This is a genomic window from Mesorhizobium sp. M8A.F.Ca.ET.218.01.1.1 (assembly GCF_004791165.1).
In the GTDB taxonomy this organism is placed as follows: Bacteria; Pseudomonadota; Alphaproteobacteria; order Rhizobiales; family Rhizobiaceae; genus Mesorhizobium.
The window spans coordinates 63147-86850 of the sequence record NZ_SRUZ01000013.1 but is presented as its reverse complement, the minus strand read 5'-3'; the positions used below and the strand labels follow the sequence as shown (position 1 = coordinate 86850).

Genomic DNA, 23704 nt, shown 5'->3' with positions numbered 1-23704 from the left:
CTTGCGGACAGGGAAGAGCGCCAGCGGACCTTCAACCTCCAAGATCCGATGTCGTAACTTGACCCTCTCGGGACCTCCACCAGCGGTCGACATCGGGAAGTCGTGACCCGAACGAACTTTGCAAAATGAACTCGGCACAGCGCTTGCAGCCGACTTGAGGTATAATCCTGCTCTGCTTGCGACTGGTCGGGAGAAAGAGGGCGTGGATGTAGTTGCATGGCTGGTAAGCCTAGGATTGGGCGAATACGCTCAAGCCTTCCGTGATAATGACATCGATGCCGTAGTGCTTCTCAGCCTGACGGGCGAGGACCTGGCAGCCCTCGGGGTCAAGTCTGTAGGGCATCGGCGGAAGCTGCTCGACGCCATTGCCTCGCTCGTCGAAAAGAAGGGCACGGCGGCACCGGCTGCATCGCTTGCCAAACCGACCGCGTCGGAGCCGATCGAAGAAGCTGCGGCGCGGCGCGTCGAACGGCGGCAGCTGACAGTTATGTTCGTCGATCTCGTGGGCTCGACCGAGCTGTCGCAGCAGCTCGATCCTGAAGATACGCGCGAGGTGATGCTGGCCTACCAACAGGCGGTGTCGCGAGAGATCACCCGTTACGAGGGAAGCGTTGCCAAGCTGATGGGCGACGGCGTGCTCGCCTATTTCGGCTGGCCGCGGGCGCACGAGCACGATGCAGAACGCGCGGTGCTCGCCGGTCTGGCCGCTGCGTCCGCAACCGCTGGTCTAAGAGCGCCGAGCGGCAAGCCGCTTGCCGCGCGTATCGGCATCGCCACGGGGCTGGTAGTCGTCGGGGATCTCATCGGCGAAGGGGCAGCTCAGGAGGAGGCAGTTGTCGGCGATACGCCGAACCTAGCCGCGCGTCTGCAAGGGCTCGCCCAACCGGGATGTGTAGTAGTGTCAGAAAGCACTAGAAAGCTGCTCGGCGGAGTATTCGCGGTTGAGAAGCTGAGTTCCATCGAACTTAAGGGAATTTCGGCACCGGTCTCGCCCTTTCTGGTGGTTGGGGAGCGGGCCGTCGAGACGCGCTACGAGGCGCGCGCCTCCAGCGCTCCTCAAATCATGATTGGAAGAGATCTCGAACTCCGACTCGCTCTTGAGCGTTGGGGGCAAGCGAAGAGAGGCGAAGGCCAGCTCGTTCTGCTCAGCGGCGAGGCGGGCATCGGGAAATCACGGATCACCCGAGCCTTAATAGACGCAGTTTCGCAGGGGGGGCACGCGCGCGTCGTCTATCAGTGCTCGCCCTACTACTCGGGCACTCCGCTCTATCCGGCAATCCAGCAGCTCCGCCATGCAGTAGGGATTGCGGAATCTGCCAGCGACAGCGAGAAGCTAAGAGCTCTCGAGCGCGCGAAAGGTCCAGAGTGCCGGTCGGTACCGTTTCTTGCTTCTCTGCTCGATCTCCCACACCCCCAAAGTGATGCGCTTAAGGGGCTAAGCCCACAGCAGCTGCGAGCGCGGACGCTTGATGCCTTGGCAGACGACGTCCTTGATGCTGCCGCCCTGCAGCCTTTGTTGTTCGTGATCGAGGACATTCATTGGATCGATGCGACTACGCTCGAATTTTTGAATCAGTGTGTCGACCGGATTCAGAACGCTCGGGTCATGATGATGGTGACCACGAGACCGACCTTCGAACATGGGTTTGTTGGGCATCCCATTGTCACGAAGCTGGCGCTTAACCGCCTGGGTCGTGAACAGACCACCTCTTTCATCGAGAAGCTTGCTGGCGAAAAGCGGCTGCCGCCCATCCTTGTAGACAAGATAATCGCAACGACAGATGGTGTGCCGCTCTTCATTGAAGAGCTAACAAAGAGCGTTCTCGATCGTGCCACCGTATTCAATGATCAGGCAAGACTCGCAGATCTCGACATTCCGCTGACGCTGCACGATTCGCTGATGGCTCGCCTCGACCGGTTGCAGCCAGTCAAGGAAGTCGCGCAGATGGCCGCCTGCATCGGCCGCGAGTTCCGCTACGAGCTCCTTCGGTCGGTGACACCGCTCAGCGCCGCTGCCTTGGAAGATGCCCTCGACAAGCTTGTCCATGCCGAGCTCGTCTTCCGCCGCGGCAGAGGCTCGGACGCACGATATACTTTCAAGCACGCGCTGGTTCGCGATGCCGCATACCATAGTATGTTGAAGACGGTGCGCCAGGACGTGCACAGCAGGCTGGCCGACAAACTCATTTCGGAGTTGAACGTTGAACCGGAATTGGTAGCACATCATCTCATGGCTGCAAGGCGATACCGCGAAGCAGCTGAATGCTTTCGCCATGCCGGTCGCGTCGCCGCGGCACGATACGCCAACCCAGAGGCAGTCGCGCATTTCGCCCGTGCGCTGGAGGCCCTCGGAGCGGCAACCAAAACGGACGACACAAATGAGCTTGAGCTCGACGTCCGGCTTGAAATGGGTGTTCCACTCAACGCATCGGCCGGATATGCATCCGAGAAGGTTGAAGCAAACTTTCTTCGTGCCGAGGAGCTTTGTAGATCAACGGGGCGCACCTCCAACCTTTTTTTCGTCCGGCGTTCGCTTTGGAACTTCTATCTTGACCGGCCTGACTTGCAGCGGAGCCGAGACTTAGCCCAGCAACTCCTTGTCGACGCCTCACTCAGGGGAAATCTCGAGGAAGCGACGTTGGCGCATCGGGCGCTCGCCACGTCTTATCTATATCTCGGCGCGATAGAGGACGCCGCACGGGAAGCCCAGGCTGGCATCGATACCTGGGCGACCTCTGATAAGGATTTTGATGTCGCGAAATTCGGAGAGGACGCCTTTTCGATCTGTCGCACTTACCTGGGCTTGGCGCAGCTGCTTGCGGCGAAGGTCGAGTCCGGGCTTGCGAATTGTGTAGCAGCGGTTGCAACTGCGGAGCGGCTCGATCATCCGCTTAATCTGGCGTTCACTCTGATGAACCTCGGCGTTGCCAGACGCTTTCGCAATGAGCCGGCCGAATGCCGTCAGATCGCTGAGCGGATGCTGCTCTTGGCTGATGAGCGCAAACTGGCGTCCTGGTCAGGGGGTGCGCGCGCTCTCCTCGGTTGGGCTATTGGTGGCGACACGCCCGACGAAGGGCTGGACATGCTGCGCGAGGGCGTAAGGCGATGGCGCTCCACCGGGTCTGAGCTTCACTTGCCGCACTTCTATTCATCGATGGCGGACATTTGTCTCCGGCATGGACGGATCGAGCAGGGACTCGTAGCGATCGCGAATGCCATGGAGGTCATGGACCAGACGAACGAGAGATGGGCGCAAGCCGAGGTGGAGCGCATTCAGGGTTGTTTAGTTGCCAAGATCGATGTGAATCGAGGGATGGAGCTCTTGGCTGACGCCTGTCAAACCGCAATAAGACAGCGCGCTCGCTGGTTGGCAGTTCGTGCGGCAACCGAGTTGGCAAAGGTCTCGGCAAACTCGGGGCAAGAGGCCCGACCTGAATATCGGAATCTGCTTCAGGTCGGGGAGGTCGCTGAAGGCCTAGAAACTGCGGTCATCAGAGAGGCCACTAAAATTCTATGTAGTACATTGACATTGGCTTCTAACCAGCCGGCCGAACAATCCGAGGAGCAGGCCGATTGAGTCGCTAAGCTGCCTCTGGCCGTCGCTTTAACGAAGTCCGCTTTTGGTGAATGGACGGGACCGCAGGTATGACTGTCGTGGGGCGCAAATTGGTCACGGCTCCACTCGTGAAGTGGAACCGCTCCTGATCAAACCTCAGTTGCTTCGGCAAGTTCGAGAGCGTCCTCTATATCGACTCCCAGGTAGCGGACCGTGTTCTCGATCTTCGTATGACCGAGCAAGATCTGGATGGCTCGCAGATTTCCCGTCGCTTTGTAGATGATCGAAGCCTTGGTGCGACGCAGGGAATGAGTGCCGTATTCCTCTGGCCGAAGGCCGATCGCCTCGACCCATTCGTCGACGAGGCGGGCATACTGCCTTGTGCTCATGTGAACCGTTGGATCGATCCTACTCGGAAGGCGTAATCATCCACTGTGCCGCCGCGTCGTTCCAACCATGTGAGAAGGCTGGAGCGTGCGTCGCTCATCAACTCGAACTGAACAGGTCGGCCGGTCTTCTGTTGGATGACCACCGCGCGCGTTCGGATTTCAGGTCCTACAACAAGATGGCCGATTTTGATCTTGACGAGATCGCAGCCGCGCAACTTGCTGTCGATCGCCAAATCGAAGAGCGCTCTGTCTCGCAGACGCCTTTCCCGATCGAGAAAGAAGCGTATCGCCCATATCTGTCGAGGTTTCAGAGGGCGTTTCGTTCCAACCTTCTTGCCTGCATTCCATGCGCGGCGATCGGAGGTGGCAAGGTCGTAGCACGAGTGTCCCATTTCGTTTCTCCTTAGGCCATGATTGGCCACCGGAGAAAACGCAGGTAGACCGTTGAGGGCCGAAAGCGGACCTTCCGTTTCCCGAACTTCAGGTCGAAACGCAGCCATTTCCAGGAAGGCTAATGCTTCAAAATCTGGCTGAGGAACAACTTCGTTCGATCATGGCAAGGGCGGCTGAAGAACTCGTCGGGCGTGCCCTCCTCGACGATCTGGCCGGCGTCCATGAAGATGACCCGGTCTGCCACCGCCCGGGCAAAGCCCATCTCATGCGTCACGCACACCATGGTCATGCCGTCGCGCGCCAGCCCCGTCATCGTCTCGAGCACCTCGGAGACCATTTCCGGGTCGAGCGCTGAGGTCGGTTCGTCGAACAGCATGACATCGGGTTTCATGCACAGGCTGCGGGCGATCGCCACGCGCTGCTGCTGGCCGCCGGACAGTTGGATGGGGAACTTGTTAGCCTGCTCGGGAATGCGGACCCGTTCCAGGAACTTGAGCGCGGTGTTGCGCGCCTCTTTTTCTGTCACGCCCTTCACCCACATGGGGCCGGCCATGCAGTTCATCAGCACCGTCATGTGCGGAAACAGGTTGAAGTGCTGGAAGACCATGCCGACGTTGGAGCGCACGGCGGCGACATCGCTCATCTTGCCATGCAGGGCAACGCCGTTGACGACGATGTCGCCGGACTGATGCGCCTCGAGGCGGTTAAAGCAGCGGATCAGTGTCGACTTGCCCGAGCCAGATGGGCCGCAGATGACGATACGTTCACCCTTGTGGACCGTCAGGTTGATGTCCTTCAGCGCGTGGAACTGGCCGTACCATTTGGAGACGGCCTTGGCTTCAATGATGGCCTGAGCACTCATCGCGCCTTGCTCCTGTGGTAATGCCGTTCGATCCGCGCCTGGATCAGTTCGAGGCAGATGGACAGCATCCAGTAGATCATGGCGGCCGAAATCAGCATCTCCATGTGCTGGAAGGTCTTCTGGCCGAGCGTGCGCGCCAGGAACATCAGCTCCCACACGCCGATGACCGAGACCAACGAGGAATCCTTCAGCATCGAGATGAACTGATTGCCCGTCGGCGGAATGATGACCGGCAGCGCCTGCGGCAGGATGATGCGGCGCATGGTCAGTGTGAAGCCGAAGCCCATGGAGCGCGACGCCTCCCATTGGCCGCGATCGATGCTCTGTATGCCGGAGCGGAAGATCTCGGTCATGTAAGCGCCGTAGCAGAGCGACAGCGCCAGGATGCCGGCAGGCACCGCGTTGATAACGAAGCCGAGTTGCGGCAAGCCGAGATAGATCAGGTACACCTGCATGAGCAGCGGAAGGCCGCGGAAGAAGGAGGTGTAGAAGCTGGCGATGGCGTAAGCGAAACCATTGCTGGAAAGCTTGGCAACCGCGCCGGCGACCGCGATGACCGAGGCGATGACGATGGAAATCGCCGAGACGTAGAGCGTGGTGACAACGCCCTGGCTGATCAGGAACGGCAGCTTCTCCCTGATGAAGGGCAGGCTGAGATGGAACGTCTCGAAGAAGGCGATGAACAGGAGCAGCAGTTCGAGCCAGACGATGCCGATCTGGAACTTGAGCGGCGCGAAACCGATCAGCACGACGTTCAAGGTGAAGATCACCGCTATGGCGAAGGCAATCGCAAAGCGGCCGTAGAAGCCACTCACCGACGGTTCGCCGATCACCGGGCGCATCAGTTCGGCAAAGCTGGTGCCCGACATGTTGAAAGCCATGAAGAGCAGCAGAACGACGCCGAACATCGTCGCCACGAACCAAGGTTTGTGGACGAGGATTTCGGCTTCGACGGTATCCGGATAGAGCATTTTTGAGCACCGGCTGTTCGGCGGCCTGCCGGGGGCAGGCCGCCTTTTGAGAAGCTAGTTTGTCTTCGAATAATCCTGCCCGTACCACTTTTCGGAAAGCTTGCTCAGCGTGCCGTCCGCCTTCATCGCTTTCACGGCGTCGGCGATCTTGGCGGAGAGTTCGGGATCGCCGCGTTCGATGGCGATCGCAAGCGGCTCGTAGAAGACCGGATCGCCCACCTGCTTGATCGGGTAGCCGGCCTTCTCGGCATCGAGGATCGACGGCAGTGAAGAGACCACCGCGTCGAGGCGCACGCCGTCGCCGAGGCGAAGGTCGTCAAAGGCGGTCGTCGAATTCTCGTAGGAGTGGACCTCCTTCGGGTTGAGCTTGTACTCGAATGGCGGCGCGCCGGCGGCGTCGAGCGTCAAATCCTTCTTGGCATAGGCCTCGAAAGTGGAGGTGCTGGTGGCGCCGACCACCTTGCCGTCGAGGTCGGCCAGCGTCTTGGCCTTGCTGTCCTTGTGCACGGCAACGGCCGCCGGTGTGTAATAGTACACTGCCGGAAAATCGAAGATCTCGGCGCGCTTCTTGGTCGGCGTCATCGAGCCGGCATGCATGTCCCAGCGCCCTGCCCAATGGCCGGCGGTGATAATGTCCCAGCCGGGCGTGATGAACTCGACCTTGACGCCGAGGTGCTTGCCGATCGCCTTGGCGACGTCGACATCGAAGCCGTCCAGCTCGTTGCTGGCATTCACGAAGGACTGCGGCGCCCAGTTGGCATCGGTCGCCACGTTGAGCGTGCCGGCCGCCATCACGCGGTCGAGCACCGCGCCTGCGTGAGCAGGATATGCGCCAAGCGCAAGCGCCGCCGCGGCCATCGTTACGAGTCGTCTGTTCCAGATTGTCATATGCGTATTCCCCTGTTGTTGTTCAGTCCCTTGCTGTCACTTCCGTTCAGCCGGTCGTGATGTCGCAATTTCGTGCCGACCAGGTCGGCGTCCTCTCCCTAGGCACGCGGATTTAGCGACGTCGCGGCCGGTCCGGTCTTCCGATGTCGCGGAGGATGTTTGCCGTCGCCGTTCCCCCGATCACAGGGAAGGTCCCGGCCTGTTGCCTGCGAGCCCTCGTACAGCACCTGCTGTCCGACATTCTCTGCCGCATCGCGAAGGCTGCTATTCATCGGCGGCGACCCCTTTCCCGCGGTCAGCGTCCAGCAGGAAATCGCCCATCACGGTGGCAACCCGAGCCGGCGCTTCGATCAGGATCGAATGGCGAAGTCCGGGCAGGATGGCGAGTTGCGACCCTTGCACCTGTTCGTGCATCAGCCGTGCCATGCGCGGACTGGAACCCTGATCGTCCTCGCCGGTCACGATCAGCGTCGGGCAGGTGACGCGGTCGAGAATGCCGCCGAAATCGGTCTCGGCCAGAACGCGATAGGCCGCTGCATAGCAGTCGCGGTCGTTCTCGGCGTCACGCCGGCGCAACTCGGCGATGACGACCGGGTTCTTGTCCTGGAAATCCTCCGTCAGCCAGCGCGACAGCGAGGCTGCATGATGCGCCGAGCCGTCGCTCGCCATCAGCGCCGCCAGCCGGCCACGCACCGCGTGCCGCTCCTCAGGCGTGCGGCCGGCGACCGTCGACAGCAGCACCAGTTTTTGCAGGCGCTCAGCATGCGTCAGCGCCAGGCGCTGCGCGATCAGGCCACCCAGTGAAAAGCCGGCCAGATTGAAGGCGGCAAACCCGACATGGTCGGCCAGCGCCAGCGTCTCCTTGACGAAATCGTCGATCTCGTAGCGGCCCTTGACCCGGCTAGAGCGGCCATGGCCGCGCAGGTCGAAAGTGAGAACCGCGAAGCGATCTCTCAGTTGGCCCGCCACGCCATTCCAGGCTTCGAGATAGGAGCCGACGCCATGGATGCAGACCAACGGCACGCCGCCCTCACCCTCAAGGCGCCAGTTGAGCAGCACGCCCTCGACATCGAGCTGGCCGGAGCGCGCCATGGTCACGCCCTCGCCGCCTGACGCGCCCTGTCGCGCTCGCGCGCGGCAAAAACCGGCATCACCTCGTCGACCCACAGCTTGATCGTCTTCTTCTGCAGCTCGAACGGCAGGTTGAAGGTCAGGCCGAGGCAGTACTGGTCGACGCCCGCCGCTTCATAGTCGAGCAGTTTCTCGATCACCTCGTCCGGTGTGCCGAACATCAGGTTGCGGCGGATGTTCTCGGGATTGTAGTTGTCCTTGCCCTTGACGCTCTCGTAGGGGACGGCTTCGGGAAAGCCGTTTTGCACGGTGCCGATGTTCTGGAACAGGTTCTCGAAGGCGCGGCCGTAGTCGATGGCATGCCCGACCGCGATCTCCCAGTCCTGCGCCCGTTCGTAGACGCAGGTGCGCCGCTGCATCATCAGGCGCGGGCGCGGCACCTCTGGATGATCGGCGACGGCCTTGCGGAATTTCTCGCCGAGCACGGCGATCTCGGCCGCCGGCGCCGACAAGGGCGTCGACAGGATCGAGGCGCCGATGCCGACCGCCCAGTCGAAAGTACCAGGGTCTCGCGCGGCCACCCAGATCGGCGGATGCGGCTTCTGCAGCGGCTTCGGCACGCCGGCGGCGAGCGGGAACTTCCAGTAGTGGCCGTCATGGGCATAATCCTGCGCCCACAGCTTCTTCACCGCCGGCACCAACTCCTTCAGATAGGCAACGCCTTCCTGCTGCGGCATGCCGCCGGCCATGCGGTCGAACTCGTATTGGTAGGAGCCGCGCGCAATGCCGAACTCCAGCCGCCCGCCGGTCAGGTGATCGCAAAGTGCCCCCTCCCCTGCCAGCCGGATCGGGCTCCAGTAGGGCGCGACCAGCGTCGAGGTGCCGAGCCGGATCTGCTCGGTATGCTGGGCAAGCCAGGTCAGCGTCATCAGCGGGTTGGGCGAGATCGTGCATTCGATCGTGTGATGCTCCGCCGTCCACAGCGTCTCGAAGCCGCCCTCGTCGGCCAGGCGCGCCAGGTCGAGCAGATTGCTCTTCACCTTCGACATCGGCATGTCGGGCGAGAAGCGCTCCATGGTCAGCGAAACGGCGAATTTCATGTCGGTCTCCCCAGTGCGTCGGGTTTGGTCAGCGAAGGCGGATAACGAAGGGGTCCTGCATGGCGCCGGAATAGTCGATGACGACGTTCTTCAGGCGCGAGAACTCCTCCATGGCGTCGAAGCCGCCGCGCCGGCCATAGCCGCTCTCCTTGAAGCCGCCATTGGCCGACATGAAGGAGGACGCGCGGTAGGTGTTGATCCAGACGGTGCCGGCCTCGACATTCCTGGCGAAGCGCAGCGCGCGGTTGATGTCCCGCGTCCAAATGCCGGAGGCGAGCCCATAGCGTGTGTCGTTGGCGAGACGGATCATCTCGTCTTCCGACGAGAACGGCATGACGCCGACGACAGGACCGAACAGTTCTTCCTGCATGACGTCCATGCCGTTATCGGTATTGGTCATCACGGTCGGCTCGAAATACCAGCCGCCGGCAAGCTCGGCCGCCTGCGGCCGCCTGCCGCCGGCTGCGATGCTGGCGCCCTGGCGCACGCCCGAGGCGACATAGGTTTCCACCTTGGCAAGCTGCGCCGACAGCGCCAGCGGACCGATGTCGGTTTCTTCCAGCGTCGGCAATCCGACCCGCACGCGCCTCGTGCGCTCGACCAGCGCCTCGACGAAACGGTCATAGACGCTGGCCTCGACGAAACAGCGCGAACCGGCGACGCAGGTCTGCCCCGCCGCCGCGAAGACACCGGAGACGACGCCGTTGACGGCATGGTCGATGTCGACATCGCCGAAGACGACATGCGGTGACTTGCCGCCGAGCTCCATCGAGCAGGGAATAAGGTTCTCCGCCGCATTGGCAGCAATCCGACGGCCCGTCGCCGTCGAACCGGTGAAGACGAGTTTTGCAATGCCTGGATGCCGCGTCAGCGCGTCCCCGGCCACGGCGCCGGTGCCGGTGACGACATTGACCACGCCGGCGGGAAAGCCGGCCTCCATGATCAGCTCGGCCAGAGCGAGCGTGGAAGCACTGGCATGCTCGGACGGCTTGACGACGACCGTGTTGCCGAGCGCAAGGCATGGCGCCAGCGTGCCGGTCAGCAGCATCAGCGGCGAGTTCCATGGCGTAATCATGCCGACGACGCCGATCGGCTCGCGCAGGTTGAAGTTGAGCATGTCGAGCTTGTTGACGGGAATCGTGTCGCCAAGCAGCTTGTCGGCCATCCCGGCGAAATAAGTGTAGCTGTCGGGCATGGCGCGCATCTGCGCCCGCATTTCCTTGAGCAGCTTGCCATTGTCACGTGTCTCGATCAGCGCCAGCTCGTCGGCGTGCTCGAGCACCAGCTCCGCCAGCCGGTGCACCAGTCTGCCGCGGTCGGTCTGGGTCATGCGCCGCCAGGCTGGAGCGGCAAAGGCAGCGCGCGCTGCCGCCACGGCCGCGCCGACGTCCTCGGCACCGGCCTCGGCGAACTGATACCAGGGCTTGCCGGTGGTCGGGTCGAAACTGTCGATGTACTGCCCACCTTTCGGCGCCAAGAACGCACCGTTGATGAACAGGTTCTGGCGCGAGCCTTCGAGCGATCCGACCGTCGTTTTCATACTGTCTGTCCTGCGTGGAGCATTATTCGGACGCGGCCTGCGTCCACGATTGCGACTGGCCGTCGATCATGGCGACGCGGCCGCCGTCACCGGTGTCGATGTAGATGCCGAAACGCTTGTCCTGGCGCTCGCGCGCATAGCGGCGCAGCATGGCGCGCAGTTCATGCGTGGCGATCCGCTCATAGGGCAGCGTGTCGACGGAAAAGAAGGCGTGGCCATCCGGCAGCGCGGCTTCAGCGCTCTCACGGCTCAGTTCGGCGCGGTAGATGAGATAACCCGGGTCGCTGTCGGCGACGTCGAACACCGAATAGAGGAAGGTGTTTTCAGGGACGAGGCTCAGCGCATCGCCGCCATCGAGGACGAGCTGGCTGTCGGCCTTGCGGCGCCGCGCCGTCGGCAGCACCCAGCGTCCCTTGCCGTCGCTGCGCAAGAGGATGCGGTTCCCGGCTTCGACCAGATAGCCGATGATCATGTCCTGCGAGGCCAGCCAGCCGGTAGGCAGCGGATCCTTCACGCTGGCGTAACGGCCGCGGCAAAATCCGAGCGGCGCCGATGGGCTGGTGCCGAAAGCCTGGACCTGGCCGATCAGGATGATGTGGTCACCGGCCTCGATGCGGTTGTGAACGGTGCAGTCGAACCATGTCAGGCTGTCGGTGAGGATCGGCGCGCCAGTGTGGGCGCGGTCATGGTTGACCGACTGGAATTTGTCCGCCGCTTTGGACGCGAACACTGAAGAAACATCGACCTGGCCTTCATGCAGGAAATTGACTGCGAAGGACCGTGTTTCGTTGAAGGCGGGAAAGCTCGCCGCCGCCTTGCCGACGCAGACCAGGAGCAATGGCGGCTCAAGCGAGACCGAGGTGAAGGAGTTGGCGGTCATGCCGCGCGGATTGCCGTCGCAGTCGCGCGTGGTGATGACGGTGACGCCGGTGACGAAGGTGCCGAAGGCACGACGCAAGGCGATCGGATCGATCGTCCTTTGTGCCACCGCGTCCGCCATTGCTTTCCTCCTAAGTGTCGGATGGAAAGCTAGGCAGGAGCCGGCCGGCGTTCTTCCTCCGGTCTGTAGGAAAGATGGCGCGGCGTGCTGCTGTTATCCCGAGCAAATGCAGGTGCGACAAGCCTGTGCTTGCGGTGGCTGCCGTGTCGCTACAGGGGTGGCGGGGTCAAGGGAGTCTAGCGGGCTGCCGGCACGCGGCTGTCGATGATGCCGCTGAGACGGATCGCAAGTTCGACCGCGAAGCGCTGTTCGGGCTTGTCGAGACGGATCCCGAACAGTTCCTCGATGCGCGACAGGCGATAGCGCAAGGTGGTGACGTGCAGGCCGATGGCGTCGGCGCAGGCCTGGCTGCGGCAGCCCTCGCGCAGATACGCAAACAGCGTGTCCAGATAGGGCGTGCCGTGCTCGCGGTCGTGCGCGATCAGGGCGCCTACACTGTCCTCGACGAAGCCGCGCACGTCGGGAGCGTCGGCGGCGGCAACCAATATCGGCAGCGGACCGAAATCCTGGCCGGCAAAAACACCGGTGCGGCCGAAGGAACGGCCGATCCGGATCATGCGGCGGCACCGCTCCCAGGCGATCGGATAATCGGCCAGCGCGGCACAGGCCTCGGAGAGCACCACCACCGGCTCGCGCTCGAAATAGCGGCCGAGCTCGGCCGCGATCCTGTGCGGCAATTTCGCGAAGCGCGCGCCGTCCTGCCCGGCATCGGCAGGAACCAGGCAGACAAGCCCATCCTCCACCGCGATTGCCGTGCCGGCAATGCCTGCCTGCTGCAAGAGACGCACGAGCGCATGATGCGGATCGGCAAGGCCGATGGCACCATCCTTCACCTGCTCGGCGAGATCGACGACGATCATCTTCTGCGCAACGGTCAAGTCGAGCCCAAGCCGGCGGGCGCGATTGACGATGTCGGCCTCGTCGCGCCAGCGGCGCTCCGCCACCTCCAGGAAAAGCTCGGTCAACGAACGCGTCTCGAAACGGAAGCGCACGAAGCTGCGCATCATCTGCACGCTGAGCGCGAATTTGGTGCTGTCGAGCAGCATCTGGTCGAGTTGGCCCGATGCCTGCGGCGTCGGAAAAATCATCAGCGCGCCAACCACTTCGGCGTCGATGGTGAGCGGTTCGATGCGCACCGAGAGCTTGAGCTGGCGCTTGCCGTCATCGACAAACAGCGTCTCGGCGTGGCGCCCGTCGGACGCGCCGCGCGCTATCTTGAAGATCTGTCGGCTGAGCGTTCCGCTCACCGCCTGCTGCCAGGAGGCGATGTCGAAATGCGCCTCGCTCGGGGAACGACCGGCGACGACCAGATTGGCATGGAAATCGATCACCACCACCGGATTGGGCAGAAGCTCGCTGACCTTTTCGGCGAGCGAGACCACCGACCCGTCCGACAAGGCCTGCTGCAGAAGCGAGGTGTGCGCCGAAAGCGCGCGTTGCAGGCGTTCGCCGGCCTGCTTCTCCTGGCGCAGCCGATGCTGCTTCTCGACCGCGATCTCGCCCAGATGCACGATCATGCCGATGAAGGCGATATCCTCCGCCGTCACTTCGGTGATTTCGCGCGAGACGACGGTCAGCACCATCGGCCGGCCGTCCTCGTCGACGCAGTTCATCGGCATTACGAGCACGCTGCGGTAGTCGCGCTCGAAGGCCTCGCGGCGATAGCCCGGAAACTCCTCCGACACCCGCGCGTCCCTGATATAAACCGGCTCATTGCGGTTGAGCGCGACGATCGATGGACTGGTGGCCAGTTCCCAGCGGTCGGGCAGCGTGCGGTGAATGAGCGTCGGATCGTGGCGCACGATGACATAGGCGTGGCCATGCGGGGCATCGATGCCCATGATCGAGCCCAGCGTCCATTTGGCATGACGGCAGGCCGCCAGCACGAGGTCGCGCAGCACGGACTGGAGATCGCCGCCCGAATTGATGAGGCTGGCGGCGTCCCGCAAGGAGAGAATTTGCGACTCGTGGTCCACGCCTGATCTTCCGCCACTCGCGAAGGGCGAATTTTAGCCGTCGCGGATGTACCAACGCTACACCGCTTCCAAGCGGGGCGCACGCCGATTCTTCCTACGAACCGGAGGAATACCCGCCGATCGGCGCCTACTAGATTTGAGCTTTCACTGAAGAGGCCAAATCATGGAATTGCGGAAGATCTGTACCTTCATCGAGGAAGTGCACTTCGAAGGCAGCAGGGCGGCCGCAAGGCCGGTGACATCGATCGTCGTCGCCGCCGTCTTGAGCAATCCATGGGCCGGGCGCGGCTTCGTCGAGGATTTGCGGCCAGAGATTGTCGCCATCGCACCCCGACTCGGGCAGGAATTGACGCGCCGCCTGATTGGGCTGATGCCGGCGGAACGTATCGAAAGCTACGGCAAGGCGGCCGCCGTCGGAACCGCCGGCGAGATCGAGCACGCCTCGGCCATGATCCACACGCTGCGCTTCGGCAATGTCTTCCGCGACGCCGTCGGCGGCACGACCTATCTCGAATTCTGCAACACACGCAACGCGCCTGGCGCGCTGCTGTCGCTGCCGATGATGCACAAGAGCGAGAACGGCCGCCGCTCGCATTTCATCACCGCCAACTTCCAGATCGCCGACGGACCGGCTGCCGACGAGATCGTCGTGGCCATTGGCGCCGCAGACGGCGGACGGGTTCACCCACGGATTGCGGACCGCTTTCAGGACATGAAAGAGATGGAGCAGGAAGCAGCGATGTGATGCTTGCGCCGCATCCCCTGCGCTGTCGTCGATGATGTCCGCTTTCGAGAATCGGCGCAGCTGGCCTCAAAGGCCGACATCAGGCGCAAAGCCGCCGTTCACCTCTCCTTCGAGTCAGCGCTCCGGCCGGCAAAAAACGTCGGACATGCGACGAGCGGGAGGCGAGGCGCTTCCACGCGGCCAGGATAGTGCCGGCGGGGCCTGGATCGTCGCCGGGCTGGCGCAGATACCAAGCATCGCGCAGCGCCGCCTCGTCTTCCGTCCGGCCAGCGAGGCGCACGGCAGCGGCGGCGCATTTGAGCCCCAGCCGCTGGCGCCAGGCGCCGGCCCAGGCAGGCTGCGCGCGGGCGAGGCTGTCGAGAGAAGCCAGCGCGGCGCCGGCCCTGAAGGCAGCGTCTGCCTCATGCGGAGCGCCACTGACCTCGAGCGCCCAGCCCGGAACGGTCGGGGGCGCGGCGGCGGATCTTGCGGTCGCGGGATCGAGGCGAATCATGTGTTTGGAGGGTAAAGCGGCCGTGCGCTTTGTGCCATCATTTTCGCATCAAAACGCACAGCTTGTAGGCGCGACAAAACGAATGATAATGTTGCCTTATCAGCTATTTAGTTGCGCTGGCGTGACATCGTATCGGTGAGAGTTCTCTGTTGGCGCTAACAGACGAAGTGTCTGTTTTATGGGGCCTCCGAAGCGACTATTTGGCCGAATGGGAGGCGCAAAACGCACGGTCGGCGTAATCGAACCGTACCCCAACCGGCGGTCAAACCATCTTGCGTTTGGCAGGCACCAGTTCGCCGTCAGTCTGCCTGCTCTTGATCGTATTGAGGGACGGTCCATTCTTCCCCGATTGCGGCGACAAGGGCGGACACGCGGGTACGCACCCGCGGAGGAAGTCGAACAAGACGCTCGATCAGGCGTCGACCTTCTGCGCTGGCAATGAAACCAATGCGCTCATCCGTTCGTAGGCGTGAAGCCTCATGGCCGCTCTCACCCTTCGCCGGGAGGCCTTCGAAAAAACGGCTGACGGGGACGCCCAGTGACTTCCCAATCTCGTAGATCATGGACGCGCTCACCCGGTTCCTAGCGTTCTCGTATTTTTGGAGCTGTTGAAACGTGATGCCTATCGATCGGGCAAGCTGAACCTGGGATACGTCCGACTGCACGCGAACCGTTGCGATCTGCCTGCCGACGTGCACATCAGCGGGGTGAGGGTCACGCCCGATCTTTGGTTTTTGCGCCGCCCGGGACGGGCTAGTGCGTTTCGGCTTCAACAACGCGTCCGATGCTCCAACAGGTCATTGGGTAGAAAATCCGTCGCGGTCGGTTCTGGGTCTTTGTGTCGATGTCAGCCGAATTTTCGTGCAGGCGGAACTGCTATCCTGCCTGAGTACTCCGATATTTCGATCCCGGTACCGAAGGCACGTGAACGGCTTGCGAACCCCTCGAGAATATCTCGCGCCACGCGTCCGCCGGCGGGGACAGGAACCAATTTTCCCGTTTCGGATGCTGGGCGCTCATTTATCTCGCCGATCACGACGGGCAGAAGGTCGATGCCTTCAAGGTTTCCATTCGCCTCATAGCGGCAAGCAGCGACAATGCTTTGCCAGACTTCCGGAGGATCCCACTCGCCCTCGTCAGGATGGACATGAAAGAGGAAATTTCCGAGACCGTAGAAAACTGGCGAGCCATTGTAGATTTCGATCGCCTGCAGGACGGGGGCGCCGTGACTGACAAAAAGGTTTGCACCGGCGTCAATGCATGTGCGAGCAAAGGCCTGCACCCAGCGCGGTACATCCTGCCAACCCGGTTCCCAATGATGATGGTGCAGGTAGGCGATAACGAAATCGCCTTGCGCTGCCGCCTGACGGATGGCGGACAAATGGATGCTCGCGCTTGCCTGATCGACTTCGACCATGCGGCCGAAGTTGGCAGCTTGGGTAAATACGGTGCCGTAGAAATTGAGCTCTCTGTCGCTGGCCACCTCCGGCGGATCCTCCGGCTGCGCATAATTGGTCAGTTCGAAGGGAGAGCTTTGCAAATGGCCCCCAAGCCGTGCCAATCGCCTGAAATGCCCGTCAGGCACCCCGATTTTCCGAACGGTCTTGAGCCGGTTGACGCCAGGGCGAGCCGGACGAAAGGCCGTGTGGTTCTCGGCATACATGCTGGACGGACCGGGACCGGCATCGATCGCAAGAAGGGCGACGTCGCGTTTACCTAGCCGGCGGCGACCCGGTTTGCGGGCATCGGTCGCATCGACCCCGATGCCCGCATGCAGGTAGCCTCGCGCTTGCACTTCCTCTAGCGTCGAGAGAACACCGCCAGCACCAAGATCGAACGCGTGGTTGTTCGCCAAGGCAAGCGCGTTGAAACCGATATCCTGCAATGCATCCAGCACCTCAGCCCTGGAATAGCCGAAATACCTGCCCTTGGTCGGCCAACCACCATGTTTGCCGAGGATCGTCGACTCGAAATTGGTGAAGACGACGTCACCCTGCTGCAAGAAGCGTACAACCTCCGCGAACCGCTCGTCTTGAACATGACGGATGTCATGCGTAATCAATGATTGGCCGGTTACGACCGCGCAAAATGGGTCTTTCATGGAACTCGCCTCATGGTCGTGAAGGTCTGGCGCCAACACTCGGCCAGCACCACATCGAAGTCGGCCGCGGGGCCGGGCTATTTTGGCAGGGCCGGAGAAATATCCGTCTTGAACCACTTGAGGCTCAACGCCTTGATGGTGCCATCCTTGGTGGCGGCGTCGAGCGCCGCATTGAACTTGGTCAGCAGTTTGCTATCGTCTTTGCGCATACCGGCGCCCACACCCGGACCCCAGAGACCACCATTCAGCTGCGGTCCGAAAAATACCGCAACCGACCCTCCAGGCGCCTCCAGGAAATCGCGCCATGTGAAATAGTCGGCGAGGCCACCGTCGACGCGCCCCGCGGTAAGGTCGAGCTTCAAATTGTCGAGACTGTCATAGCTGCGAATGGTCACGACATCGCCGAGGAGTTGTTTCACAACAGCCTCGGAGTTCGATGAACGGAGGACACCAATGGCTTTGCCACTGAGGGTCGACCTGAGCCGCTCGATGGTTGCCTTCTCCTTGTTTCCGACTGAGGAGAGGTTGACCTTCTCTTTGGTGTCGCCGGCATCGAGCCCAAGCTCTTTGCGGACAACGAACTGGTTGTAGCCGCTGGCGTACGGGCTGGAGAATTCGATCTGCTGCTTGCGCTTCTCGGTAATCGCCATCCCTGACATGATGACGTCGTATTTCCCGACCAGTAGCGCAGGAATGATCCCGTCCCAATCCTGCGCCACGAAGCTGCATTTGATTTTGATGCGATTACACAGTTCGAGACCGACATCGACATCGTAGCCGTAAAGCTTGCCATCCGCGTCTGTCCCGTCCCAGGGCGGCGACGCCCCTTCGGTGGCGATAGATATCGTTCGCTCGCTATCGGCACGGGCGGGCAATGCTGGGATCAAGGACGCGACAGAAATGGCAATAGCCAAGGGCATGCGCATGGGACACCTCTTTGTTTGGGTTTGGATGGGAAGCCAGCCTTAAGGCGGCGGCGTCACGGCACGAGTGTCGTGATCTCGTGGTGAGGCAAGGTCGGACGGAGCCGCGCCTTGCGTCTTTGCTTTGAAGTGCCTTCAGTCGAAAGCCGCCGTTCCAGGAACTGGGTGGCTTTCACGGCGAGCGTCGTGAGCGCGAGATACATCGCTCCTGCGACGATGAAGATCTCGTAGGGCGCGAAGGTGGCCGACACCATCTGTCGCGCCATGCCGGTTATCTCAAGCAGCGTTACGGTGCTTGCCAGCGACGAGCCCTTGATCATCCCCACGACCTCGTTTCCGTAAGCCGGAAGCGAAATCCGGAAAGCGATCGGAAAGGTGACAAGCCGGGCGATCTGCAAACGTTTCAGGCCAAGCGCATTGGCGGCCTCAATAACGCCGTTCGGCACGGATTGGAGACCGCGGCACAGGATTTCGGTGGTGTGCGCCGCGCTGTTCAGCGAAAAGGTAAAAAGGGCGCACCAAAGAGGGTCTTTAAGGATCACCCAGAAGACGCTGGCGCGCACCGCCTCGATCTGGCTCAAACCATAATAGAGCAAGAAGAGCTGAACCAGCATGGGCGTACCGCGGATGACATAGGTATAGGCCAGAACAGCGAAAGAGAGGCTCGGGCGTCCAAACGCGCGGGCGAACGCCAGCGGTACCGACAGAAGAAATCCTGCCGTCAGTGAAAGGACTGTCAGGATCAAGGTGAGACCGATGCCTGAGGGCAGAACCAGGACGGCGTCGAACATCAAATCGAAGTTCATAGCGTTGCCCTTCTATCGACCGAATGCAGGATATCGCCGCTCCGCGAAGCGGATCGACAGCAGGGTGATCGTCGTCAGGGAGAGATAGAAAGCGGATGCCGCAAGGTAGAACGTTAACGGCGCGCGCAAGGATCCGGCGCCGACATAGGCAACGCGCATGATGTCGGTCAGGCCCACGACAGAGACCAGCGCCGTGTCCTTGAAGAGCGATATCCAAAGATTGCCATAGGCGGGCAGCGCCAGCCTCAGCATCTGCGGCCCAACGATGAACAACCACCGCTGCCAGATATTCAGGCCAAGCGACTTCGCCGCTTCGGTCTGCCCCGTTGGCACCGCCGCAATCGCACCGCGGAAAACTTCGGTCGCATAGCCGCTGAAGACAACAGTAAGCGCGATGACCCCTGCGGTGAAAGAGTTCACCTCCACATACCTGCCAGCGAGCTTGCTGGCGAACGTGGTTCCCCCGAAATAGATAAGAAGGATGATGAGGAGTTCTGGAACGCCCCGAACCACAGTCGTGTAAGCCGTCACGAGACTTCTGAAACGGGCCGTAGACGTGCCTTTCGAGATGGCCAACAGCAGGCCGAATACGGTGCCGAGGAAGCCGCTAACAAGAGCAAGGCCTACGGTAACCATGAAGGCGGCAGCAAATTGAGCAGCAAAACCGCCCATGAGACTCTTCCATCAATGCGCAATTTCGCAATGTGTGCCGCGCCTGCCCACGCGGCAGATCTACGGCTGATGGCCAAAGATTGCGAAATCTACTAAGGGATATCTTGCAACAATTTTGCAGGATTTCGCCTAGATTACTGACAAGGCCTATTCATTCAATCTATAATTTTCAGAATTTGAGCTATAACGGCTGGTTATATACGCAATCAGCACTCTGACGGGCCATCCGATTTGACCGCCGCAGCGTCGCACTGAGGCTCGAGCAACCTCGCCTCCCAGCTTCAAATGGAATTATCAGCTAGAATTCGGAGATCGAATGAGCTCGACGTCGGGCGATGCCCTTAGATGGCGCCGCGCAGATTGCCAGCCTGACGATCACTTGGGAGCTGTCGTCGCCATTTGATCTGGCCGAGTATGGTATCCGGCTATTTTGACGTCGGAGACCGGCAAAGCAATGTGACCGGATCGCTGCCCAGCACCTTCGCGATCTTCTCCACCACGTTGAGAGAAGGGTTCTTTTGTCCTCGTTCGATGCCGCCCATGTAGCTGTACGCAAGGCCAGCCTCGGTTGCCAGAGATTCCAGGGTCATGCCGCGCTCCTGCCGGACCCTTCGAACGTTTGCTCCAAAAATCTCCGCAAGGCGCATGCGCGCATAGCGACAAGCAAACCTCCCCCTTTACCAGTCACTATAGTGACTATAGAGTGATGGATTCGGAGTTTGCTTGGCGACTTAGCTTTAGGGCGCTCGGCGCAATCCAATTCTGAGCTCGGTTAGCCGAGCCAATTCACATGTGGCTTGGGCGTTCTCGAGAAAGGGCGCAAAATGGAGTTGCTGCAAAGCGGCCTGAAGCTCCGACAGTTGCAGGTCTTTCGTCAGGTGTTGCGCACCGGATCGACGAGGCAGGCAGCTGCTGCGCTCGGGATAAGCCAACCTGCGGTTAGCCAGCACGTAAAGCAGCTCGAGGCCGCCCTCGGCATCGCTCTTTTTGAACGGTCGACCAATCGGATCATTCCGTCAAGGAAGGCCTGGGAACTCCTGCGCAACGTGGAAATAGCCCTGACTTCAATGGATCGCCTGGAAGCGTCGATTTTCGCGATAAAGAACGATGAGAAGCAGCGGATCGCAATTGCCGCACCCGCCGTCTTCGGTTTCGTGACATTGCCGAAGGTCGTGGCGACTATCCGTTCGAAAACGGCTTCGAGTGTGCGATCAATTTCGGGAAACTACGAACAGGTGGGTGAACATATCCTGTCGGGGCGGGCAGATCTCGGAATCTCGAGGCTGCCCCTGGACCCCCGGCTGTTTGAGTGGGCACCGATCGGCTCGGCGCGCAATGTGTGCATCTTCCACCCCAAGCACCGTTTCTCAACAAAGTCACGTGTCGAAGCGCACGACCTCGAGGGGGAAAAGATTGTCGACATCGACCCTCAGTTTGCGTCGCATCAGATGAACTTCAACGCGCTGCGCTTCGCAGGGGTCGAGCCGGACATACTGGTGGAATACGATTGCAATGGTTACGAGGTCGGCTTCGTCTCGGCCGGTCTCGGCGTTTCCATCACCAACGAAATCATCGCCCGCGAATATGCGGCGTTCGAACTGGAAGCAAAGCCGGTGGAGCCCACGGCACTCTATCACTACGTTGCGGTCTGGCAGAAAGGCAGGGTCTTTTCCAACGTGTTGGAAGTCTCCCTTGGGGCGATCCTCTCCGCCTTTCATCCGGTGGCGAAAAGCGCACCGACCGTTCTCCCGATACACGCCGCCGCTCGCACCTCCGATCGTCCCTCTTAACAGCTCCGGACTAATCCTTCCGCTCGTGCTTCGCCTTCGCGAAGCCGCGATCCGTCGCGATGAAGCGCTCAAGCATGGGCACGATCAAGCGTAATGGATCTCTGGAAGATTGCCCCGCTTCGTGTCCAAGGATCTCGGCATATCTGGTCAGGTCGCGATGCAGCGGAGCCGGGAGCTCGATCGTAACCTTGACAGGTTTGTCGTCGGCAATGGGGCCGAGTTTCAGCTTAGCCATTTCAGCCTCCATACGGTTCGAGCACGAGATCGCGGGTAACGAGAACGCGCACGGGGAAACCCGGACGAATGTTGAGCGTCGGCGCTATCTGGAGCTGACGCTGGACGATCTCCTGGCCGACCTGGCTGACGCTATCGGAAGCGCCGCTGCGCAAGGCATGCAGGATATCGCTTTCCTGGCCCGACGAGCCCGCCTCCGCTCCTACGCTGAGGATGGTGGAAAGCGCAGCCGCCTTGAACAACTCGGCCCAGTGATAGTCGACGCCATCCTCGAGGCCGGCATAACCCTGCGCGTTCGCGCCGGGCTGGCGCTCCAAAACGATCGAGCGGCCATTGGGGAAGATCAGCCTGCTCCAGACAAGCAATACGCGGCGCTGCCCGAACCCAACACCGTTGTCATATTCGCCGATGACACGTGTCCCTTGGGGGATAAGCAGCGCCCTTCCCGTCGGACTGTCGTAGATGTTTTCGGTCACCTGAGCGGTAATCTGACCGGGCAGGTCGGAACGGATGCCGGTGATGAGAGCTGCCGGGATAACCGCCCCGGCCTGAAGCACATAGGGCGATGCCGGTGCCATGACATGGTCGGGCGCCACGGTGCGGCGGTCGGCGGCCACATTCAGGAAGGCAAGTTGGCGATCCTGCGCCGTCTGTCCGGCAGGTTCCAGACCGGCAAGGTTCGGTGTCGCGATATTGCCAGGCGGTTCGGCTGTGGCTCCGGCCCTCGCCGCAGCCTGGAAGAAGACCTGCGATGTTCGAGCGGCCTCCTCTTCGTCTCGCCGGCGTTGTTCGGCCTCGTCGACGCTAGGTGCCGCAATCATTGGCGGCACGACGGACTGCCCCTTGTTCTGCGCCTCGAGAATCGGGCGGCCGAGATCTCCGGGCAGCGGCGGTCCAAGGATCGGGCCGGTATAGTCGCGTGGCAGGCCAGCCAGGCCATCTGCCGGCTGGCGGTTGGAGGTCGAATAGAGCTCCTCACCCTGCGTGTCTCTATCGTGAGTCTGAAGCGCGTATATCAGCGCGCCGCCGATGCCAAGCGACGCGACGAAGCCGATGCCGGCAAGCAGCTTGCGCGACAGGCGGGTCACGCGCGGTGGCTCGGCGCGAAGTCGCATCGGCGCGGTGGCGTGCTCGTTGTCGCTCATGACTGCTCCCCTCCCCTTTGCCTCGGTGCGACCTTGCGTTTCGGCGCGGCACTCAAGCCCGGGATCCACGATAGACGGCTTGTCCTCGTCGCATCGATGCGGATGATCCTGACAGTCTGTTGCCGTTTGCCGCTCCCAAGACGCAATTCGGCCGCGCCGAACAAGCGGTCGACGATCAGGATGTTTTGATAGACCCGGCCGTTGGTGATCTCAGCCTCGCCGTCCGGGCCGATGACGAAGATCGGCGGCATCTCGCCCTGTACGATACCGCGCGGAAACTCGACGTAGACGCGTCGGCCATCGTCATAGACGGCGATGGGCTTCCAGGGCGGTGTGTCACCAGCAAGACGATAGCGGTAGTTGCGCGCGGCGACGTCCGGGATGATCGGTGTCTCGGGAGCGGCCTGTCGCCGGCTGCCGGGCTGGGTCGGATATGCCCATGCCACGGCAGGCATGTAGAGCTTCTCGTCCGCTCGCAGTTCGATCATGTAGCTGCGACGGTCGGTGGTGATGACGAGATTGGTGGTGATGTCGGGACGCGAAGGCTTGACCAGCACATGGACGCGCCGAGTCACGCCCGACCCGCTTTCGGTGTCGCCGATGATCCAGCGCGCGGTGTCGCCCGCAGCGATTGGGCCTGTGCCAGTCAGGCTCTCTCCGGGCTCCAGTGAGATGTCCGCTATCTTCCCCGGTGCCGCATAGACCTGGTAAAGTGCCCCTTCGCTCCATGGATAGACCTGTATGGCATTGTAATAGCCCTCGCGCCGCGGCTGGACGCGTGCGGCGGCGTTTGCGTTTTCGACACGCGCAGCCGGTGTGTCGCCTGCGGCGCCACCGCGCGAAGGCGCCCAGCCTGGTGGAACGTGCAGTGGTTTCGGACTCTGATCGATCGTGACAGCCGGAATAGACGGCAACGGCGGCACGTTGGTGTCATAGGCGATCTGCGGCGGCTCATGCGGCGTGGCGCAGCCCGTGAGCAAGGCCCCCGAAATCAAAAACGCGGCGAGTGGGCACCCGCGGGGAGCCGGGATGGCGGTGATAGGCATATC

The 23704-nt window shown here is 61.7% G+C and carries 20 protein-coding genes and 2 pseudogenes; 3 read left to right on the top strand and 19 right to left on the bottom strand.

Translation table 11 applies throughout. The annotated features are described in order from the left end of the window. Positions 1–202: 202 nt before the first annotated feature. Positions 203–3577 carry an adenylate/guanylate cyclase domain-containing protein gene (locus EN861_RS32680; protein WP_189343788.1) on the top strand — a complete coding sequence of 1125 codons (3375 nt, stop codon included), beginning with the start codon at positions 203–205 and terminating at the stop codon, positions 3575–3577. A 128-nt stretch (positions 3578–3705) separates the two neighbouring features. Here the strand turns inward: EN861_RS32680 and EN861_RS32675 are convergent. From EN861_RS32675 to EN861_RS32635, 9 genes and pseudogenes are all read right to left on the bottom strand, one after another. Next, positions 3706–4337, bottom strand: a pseudogene (locus EN861_RS32675) (tyrosine-type recombinase/integrase). A gap of 119 nt (positions 4338–4456) precedes the next feature. Further along, the gene (locus EN861_RS32670; protein ID WP_127278739.1) at positions 4457–5200 is read right to left on the bottom strand and encodes an amino acid ABC transporter ATP-binding protein; all 744 of its coding nucleotides are present in this window, start codon (positions 5198–5200) and stop codon (positions 4457–4459) included. Then, positions 5197–6171 (bottom strand): amino acid ABC transporter permease, encoded by a 975-nt coding sequence (locus tag EN861_RS32665; RefSeq protein ID WP_127278740.1) that lies wholly within the window; start codon positions 6169–6171, stop codon positions 5197–5199. Before EN861_RS32665 ends, EN861_RS32670 begins: the two co-directional genes overlap by 4 nt. 54 nt (positions 6172–6225) lie before the next feature. Continuing rightward, on the bottom strand, positions 6226–7059 hold the full coding sequence (locus EN861_RS32660) for a transporter substrate-binding domain-containing protein (RefSeq protein ID WP_135867623.1): 834 nt from the start codon (positions 7057–7059) through the stop codon (positions 6226–6228). 264 nt (positions 7060–7323) lie between these two features. Continuing rightward, complete coding sequence (locus tag EN861_RS32655; RefSeq protein ID WP_127278742.1) at positions 7324–8151, bottom strand: alpha/beta hydrolase; 828 nt, start codon at positions 8149–8151, stop codon at positions 7324–7326. 2 nt (positions 8152–8153) lie between these two features. Continuing rightward, complete coding sequence (locus EN861_RS32650; protein WP_135867622.1) at positions 8154–9230, bottom strand: LLM class flavin-dependent oxidoreductase; 1077 nt, start codon at positions 9228–9230, stop codon at positions 8154–8156. Positions 9231–9258: 28 nt separating this feature from the next. Then, complete coding sequence (locus EN861_RS32645) at positions 9259–10770, bottom strand: aldehyde dehydrogenase (RefSeq protein ID WP_135867621.1); 1512 nt, start codon at positions 10768–10770, stop codon at positions 9259–9261. A 22-nt stretch (positions 10771–10792) separates the two neighbouring features. Further along, positions 10793–11770 carry a flavin reductase family protein gene (locus tag EN861_RS32640; protein ID WP_127279674.1) on the bottom strand — a complete coding sequence of 326 codons (978 nt, stop codon included), beginning with the start codon at positions 11768–11770 and terminating at the stop codon, positions 10793–10795. Positions 11771–11946: 176 nt separating this feature from the next. Beyond that, positions 11947–13746 carry a helix-turn-helix domain-containing protein gene (locus EN861_RS32635; protein ID WP_127279673.1) on the bottom strand — a complete coding sequence of 600 codons (1800 nt, stop codon included), beginning with the start codon at positions 13744–13746 and terminating at the stop codon, positions 11947–11949. 163 nt (positions 13747–13909) lie between these two features. On the opposite strand from EN861_RS32635, the gene EN861_RS32630 reads away from it, so the two are divergent. After that, complete coding sequence (locus EN861_RS32630) at positions 13910–14491, top strand: amino acid synthesis family protein (RefSeq protein WP_127279672.1); 582 nt, start codon at positions 13910–13912, stop codon at positions 14489–14491. 154 nt (positions 14492–14645) lie between these two features. On the opposite strand, the pseudogene EN861_RS32625 reads toward EN861_RS32630, so the two are convergent. The 7 genes and pseudogenes from EN861_RS32625 to EN861_RS32595 form a co-directional block, all read right to left on the bottom strand. Beyond that, positions 14646–14984: pseudogene (locus tag EN861_RS32625) on the bottom strand (DUF1403 family protein); the annotation flags it as partial. A gap of 299 nt (positions 14985–15283) precedes the next feature. Beyond that, entirely contained in the window at positions 15284–15757 is a 474-nt protein-coding gene (locus tag EN861_RS32620; RefSeq protein ID WP_245512159.1) for a helix-turn-helix transcriptional regulator, read from the bottom strand. Positions 15758–15831: 74 nt separating this feature from the next. After that, entirely contained in the window at positions 15832–17085 is a 1254-nt protein-coding gene (locus EN861_RS32615; RefSeq protein ID WP_135867618.1) for a CapA family protein, read from the bottom strand. Between the two features lie 77 nt (positions 17086–17162). Then, positions 17163–18011, bottom strand: coding sequence for a transporter substrate-binding domain-containing protein (locus EN861_RS32610; RefSeq protein WP_135867617.1), 849 nt, complete (start codon positions 18009–18011; stop codon positions 17163–17165). Positions 18012–18064: 53 nt separating this feature from the next. After that, positions 18065–18814, bottom strand: a complete 750-nt coding sequence (locus EN861_RS32605) for an ABC transporter permease subunit (protein WP_135867616.1) — start codon at positions 18812–18814, stop codon at positions 18065–18067. Between the two features lie 12 nt (positions 18815–18826). Continuing rightward, positions 18827–19486 carry an ABC transporter permease subunit gene (locus tag EN861_RS32600; RefSeq protein WP_127280292.1) on the bottom strand — a complete coding sequence of 220 codons (660 nt, stop codon included), beginning with the start codon at positions 19484–19486 and terminating at the stop codon, positions 18827–18829. A 425-nt stretch (positions 19487–19911) separates the two neighbouring features. Next, complete coding sequence (locus EN861_RS32595) at positions 19912–20133, bottom strand: helix-turn-helix transcriptional regulator (protein WP_127280293.1); 222 nt, start codon at positions 20131–20133, stop codon at positions 19912–19914. Between the two features lie 177 nt (positions 20134–20310). Between EN861_RS32595 and EN861_RS32590 the strand changes: the two genes are divergently transcribed. After that, positions 20311–21276 (top strand): LysR family transcriptional regulator, encoded by a 966-nt coding sequence (locus EN861_RS32590; protein WP_135867615.1) that lies wholly within the window; start codon positions 20311–20313, stop codon positions 21274–21276. A 10-nt stretch (positions 21277–21286) separates the two neighbouring features. Here the strand turns inward: EN861_RS32590 and EN861_RS32585 are convergent, their stop codons facing one another. The 3 genes from EN861_RS32585 to trbG are packed head-to-tail and all read right to left on the bottom strand — an operon-like array spanning position 21287 to position 23701. Then, the gene (locus EN861_RS32585) at positions 21287–21511 is read right to left on the bottom strand and encodes a DUF2274 domain-containing protein (RefSeq protein ID WP_127278040.1); all 225 of its coding nucleotides are present in this window, start codon (positions 21509–21511) and stop codon (positions 21287–21289) included. 1 nt (position 21512) lies between these two features. Then, the gene (locus tag EN861_RS32580; protein ID WP_127278041.1) at positions 21513–22655 is read right to left on the bottom strand and encodes a TrbI/VirB10 family protein; all 1143 of its coding nucleotides are present in this window, start codon (positions 22653–22655) and stop codon (positions 21513–21515) included. After that, entirely contained in the window at positions 22652–23701 is a 1050-nt protein-coding gene (trbG, locus tag EN861_RS32575) for a P-type conjugative transfer protein TrbG (RefSeq protein ID WP_245512161.1), read from the bottom strand. Before trbG ends, EN861_RS32580 begins: the two co-directional genes overlap by 4 nt. Between the last annotated feature and the right edge of the window lie 3 nt (positions 23702–23704).

Coding starts and splice junctions, on each gene's coding strand:
- EN861_RS32670 (WP_127278739.1), bottom strand. CDS start 5,200: ATGAGTGCTCAGGCCATCATTGAAGCCAAGGCCGTCTCCAAATGGTAC.
- EN861_RS32610 (WP_135867617.1), bottom strand. CDS start 18,011: ATGCGCATGCCCTTGGCTATTGCCATTTCTGTCGCGTCCTTGATCCCA.
- EN861_RS32665 (WP_127278740.1), bottom strand. CDS start 6,171: ATGCTCTATCCGGATACCGTCGAAGCCGAAATCCTCGTCCACAAACCT.
- EN861_RS32595 (WP_127280293.1), bottom strand. CDS start 20,133: ATGCGCCTTGCGGAGATTTTTGGAGCAAACGTTCGAAGGGTCCGGCAG.
- EN861_RS32630 (WP_127279672.1), top strand. CDS start 13,910: ATGGAATTGCGGAAGATCTGTACCTTCATCGAGGAAGTGCACTTCGAA.
- EN861_RS32615 (WP_135867618.1), bottom strand. CDS start 17,085: ATGAAAGACCCATTTTGCGCGGTCGTAACCGGCCAATCATTGATTACG.
- trbG (WP_245512161.1), bottom strand. CDS start 23,701: ATGCCTATCACCGCCATCCCGGCTCCCCGCGGGTGCCCACTCGCCGCG.
- EN861_RS32605 (WP_135867616.1), bottom strand. CDS start 18,814: ATGAACTTCGATTTGATGTTCGACGCCGTCCTGGTTCTGCCCTCAGGC.
- EN861_RS32655 (WP_127278742.1), bottom strand. CDS start 8,151: ATGGCGCGCTCCGGCCAGCTCGATGTCGAGGGCGTGCTGCTCAACTGG.
- EN861_RS32645 (WP_135867621.1), bottom strand. CDS start 10,770: ATGAAAACGACGGTCGGATCGCTCGAAGGCTCGCGCCAGAACCTGTTC.
- EN861_RS32640 (WP_127279674.1), bottom strand. CDS start 11,770: ATGGCGGACGCGGTGGCACAAAGGACGATCGATCCGATCGCCTTGCGT.
- EN861_RS32585 (WP_127278040.1), bottom strand. CDS start 21,511: ATGGCTAAGCTGAAACTCGGCCCCATTGCCGACGACAAACCTGTCAAG.
- EN861_RS32650 (WP_135867622.1), bottom strand. CDS start 9,230: ATGAAATTCGCCGTTTCGCTGACCATGGAGCGCTTCTCGCCCGACATG.
- EN861_RS32660 (WP_135867623.1), bottom strand. CDS start 7,059: ATGACAATCTGGAACAGACGACTCGTAACGATGGCCGCGGCGGCGCTT.
- EN861_RS32590 (WP_135867615.1), top strand. CDS start 20,311: ATGGAGTTGCTGCAAAGCGGCCTGAAGCTCCGACAGTTGCAGGTCTTT.
- EN861_RS32600 (WP_127280292.1), bottom strand. CDS start 19,486: ATGGGCGGTTTTGCTGCTCAATTTGCTGCCGCCTTCATGGTTACCGTA.
- EN861_RS32580 (WP_127278041.1), bottom strand. CDS start 22,655: ATGAGCGACAACGAGCACGCCACCGCGCCGATGCGACTTCGCGCCGAG.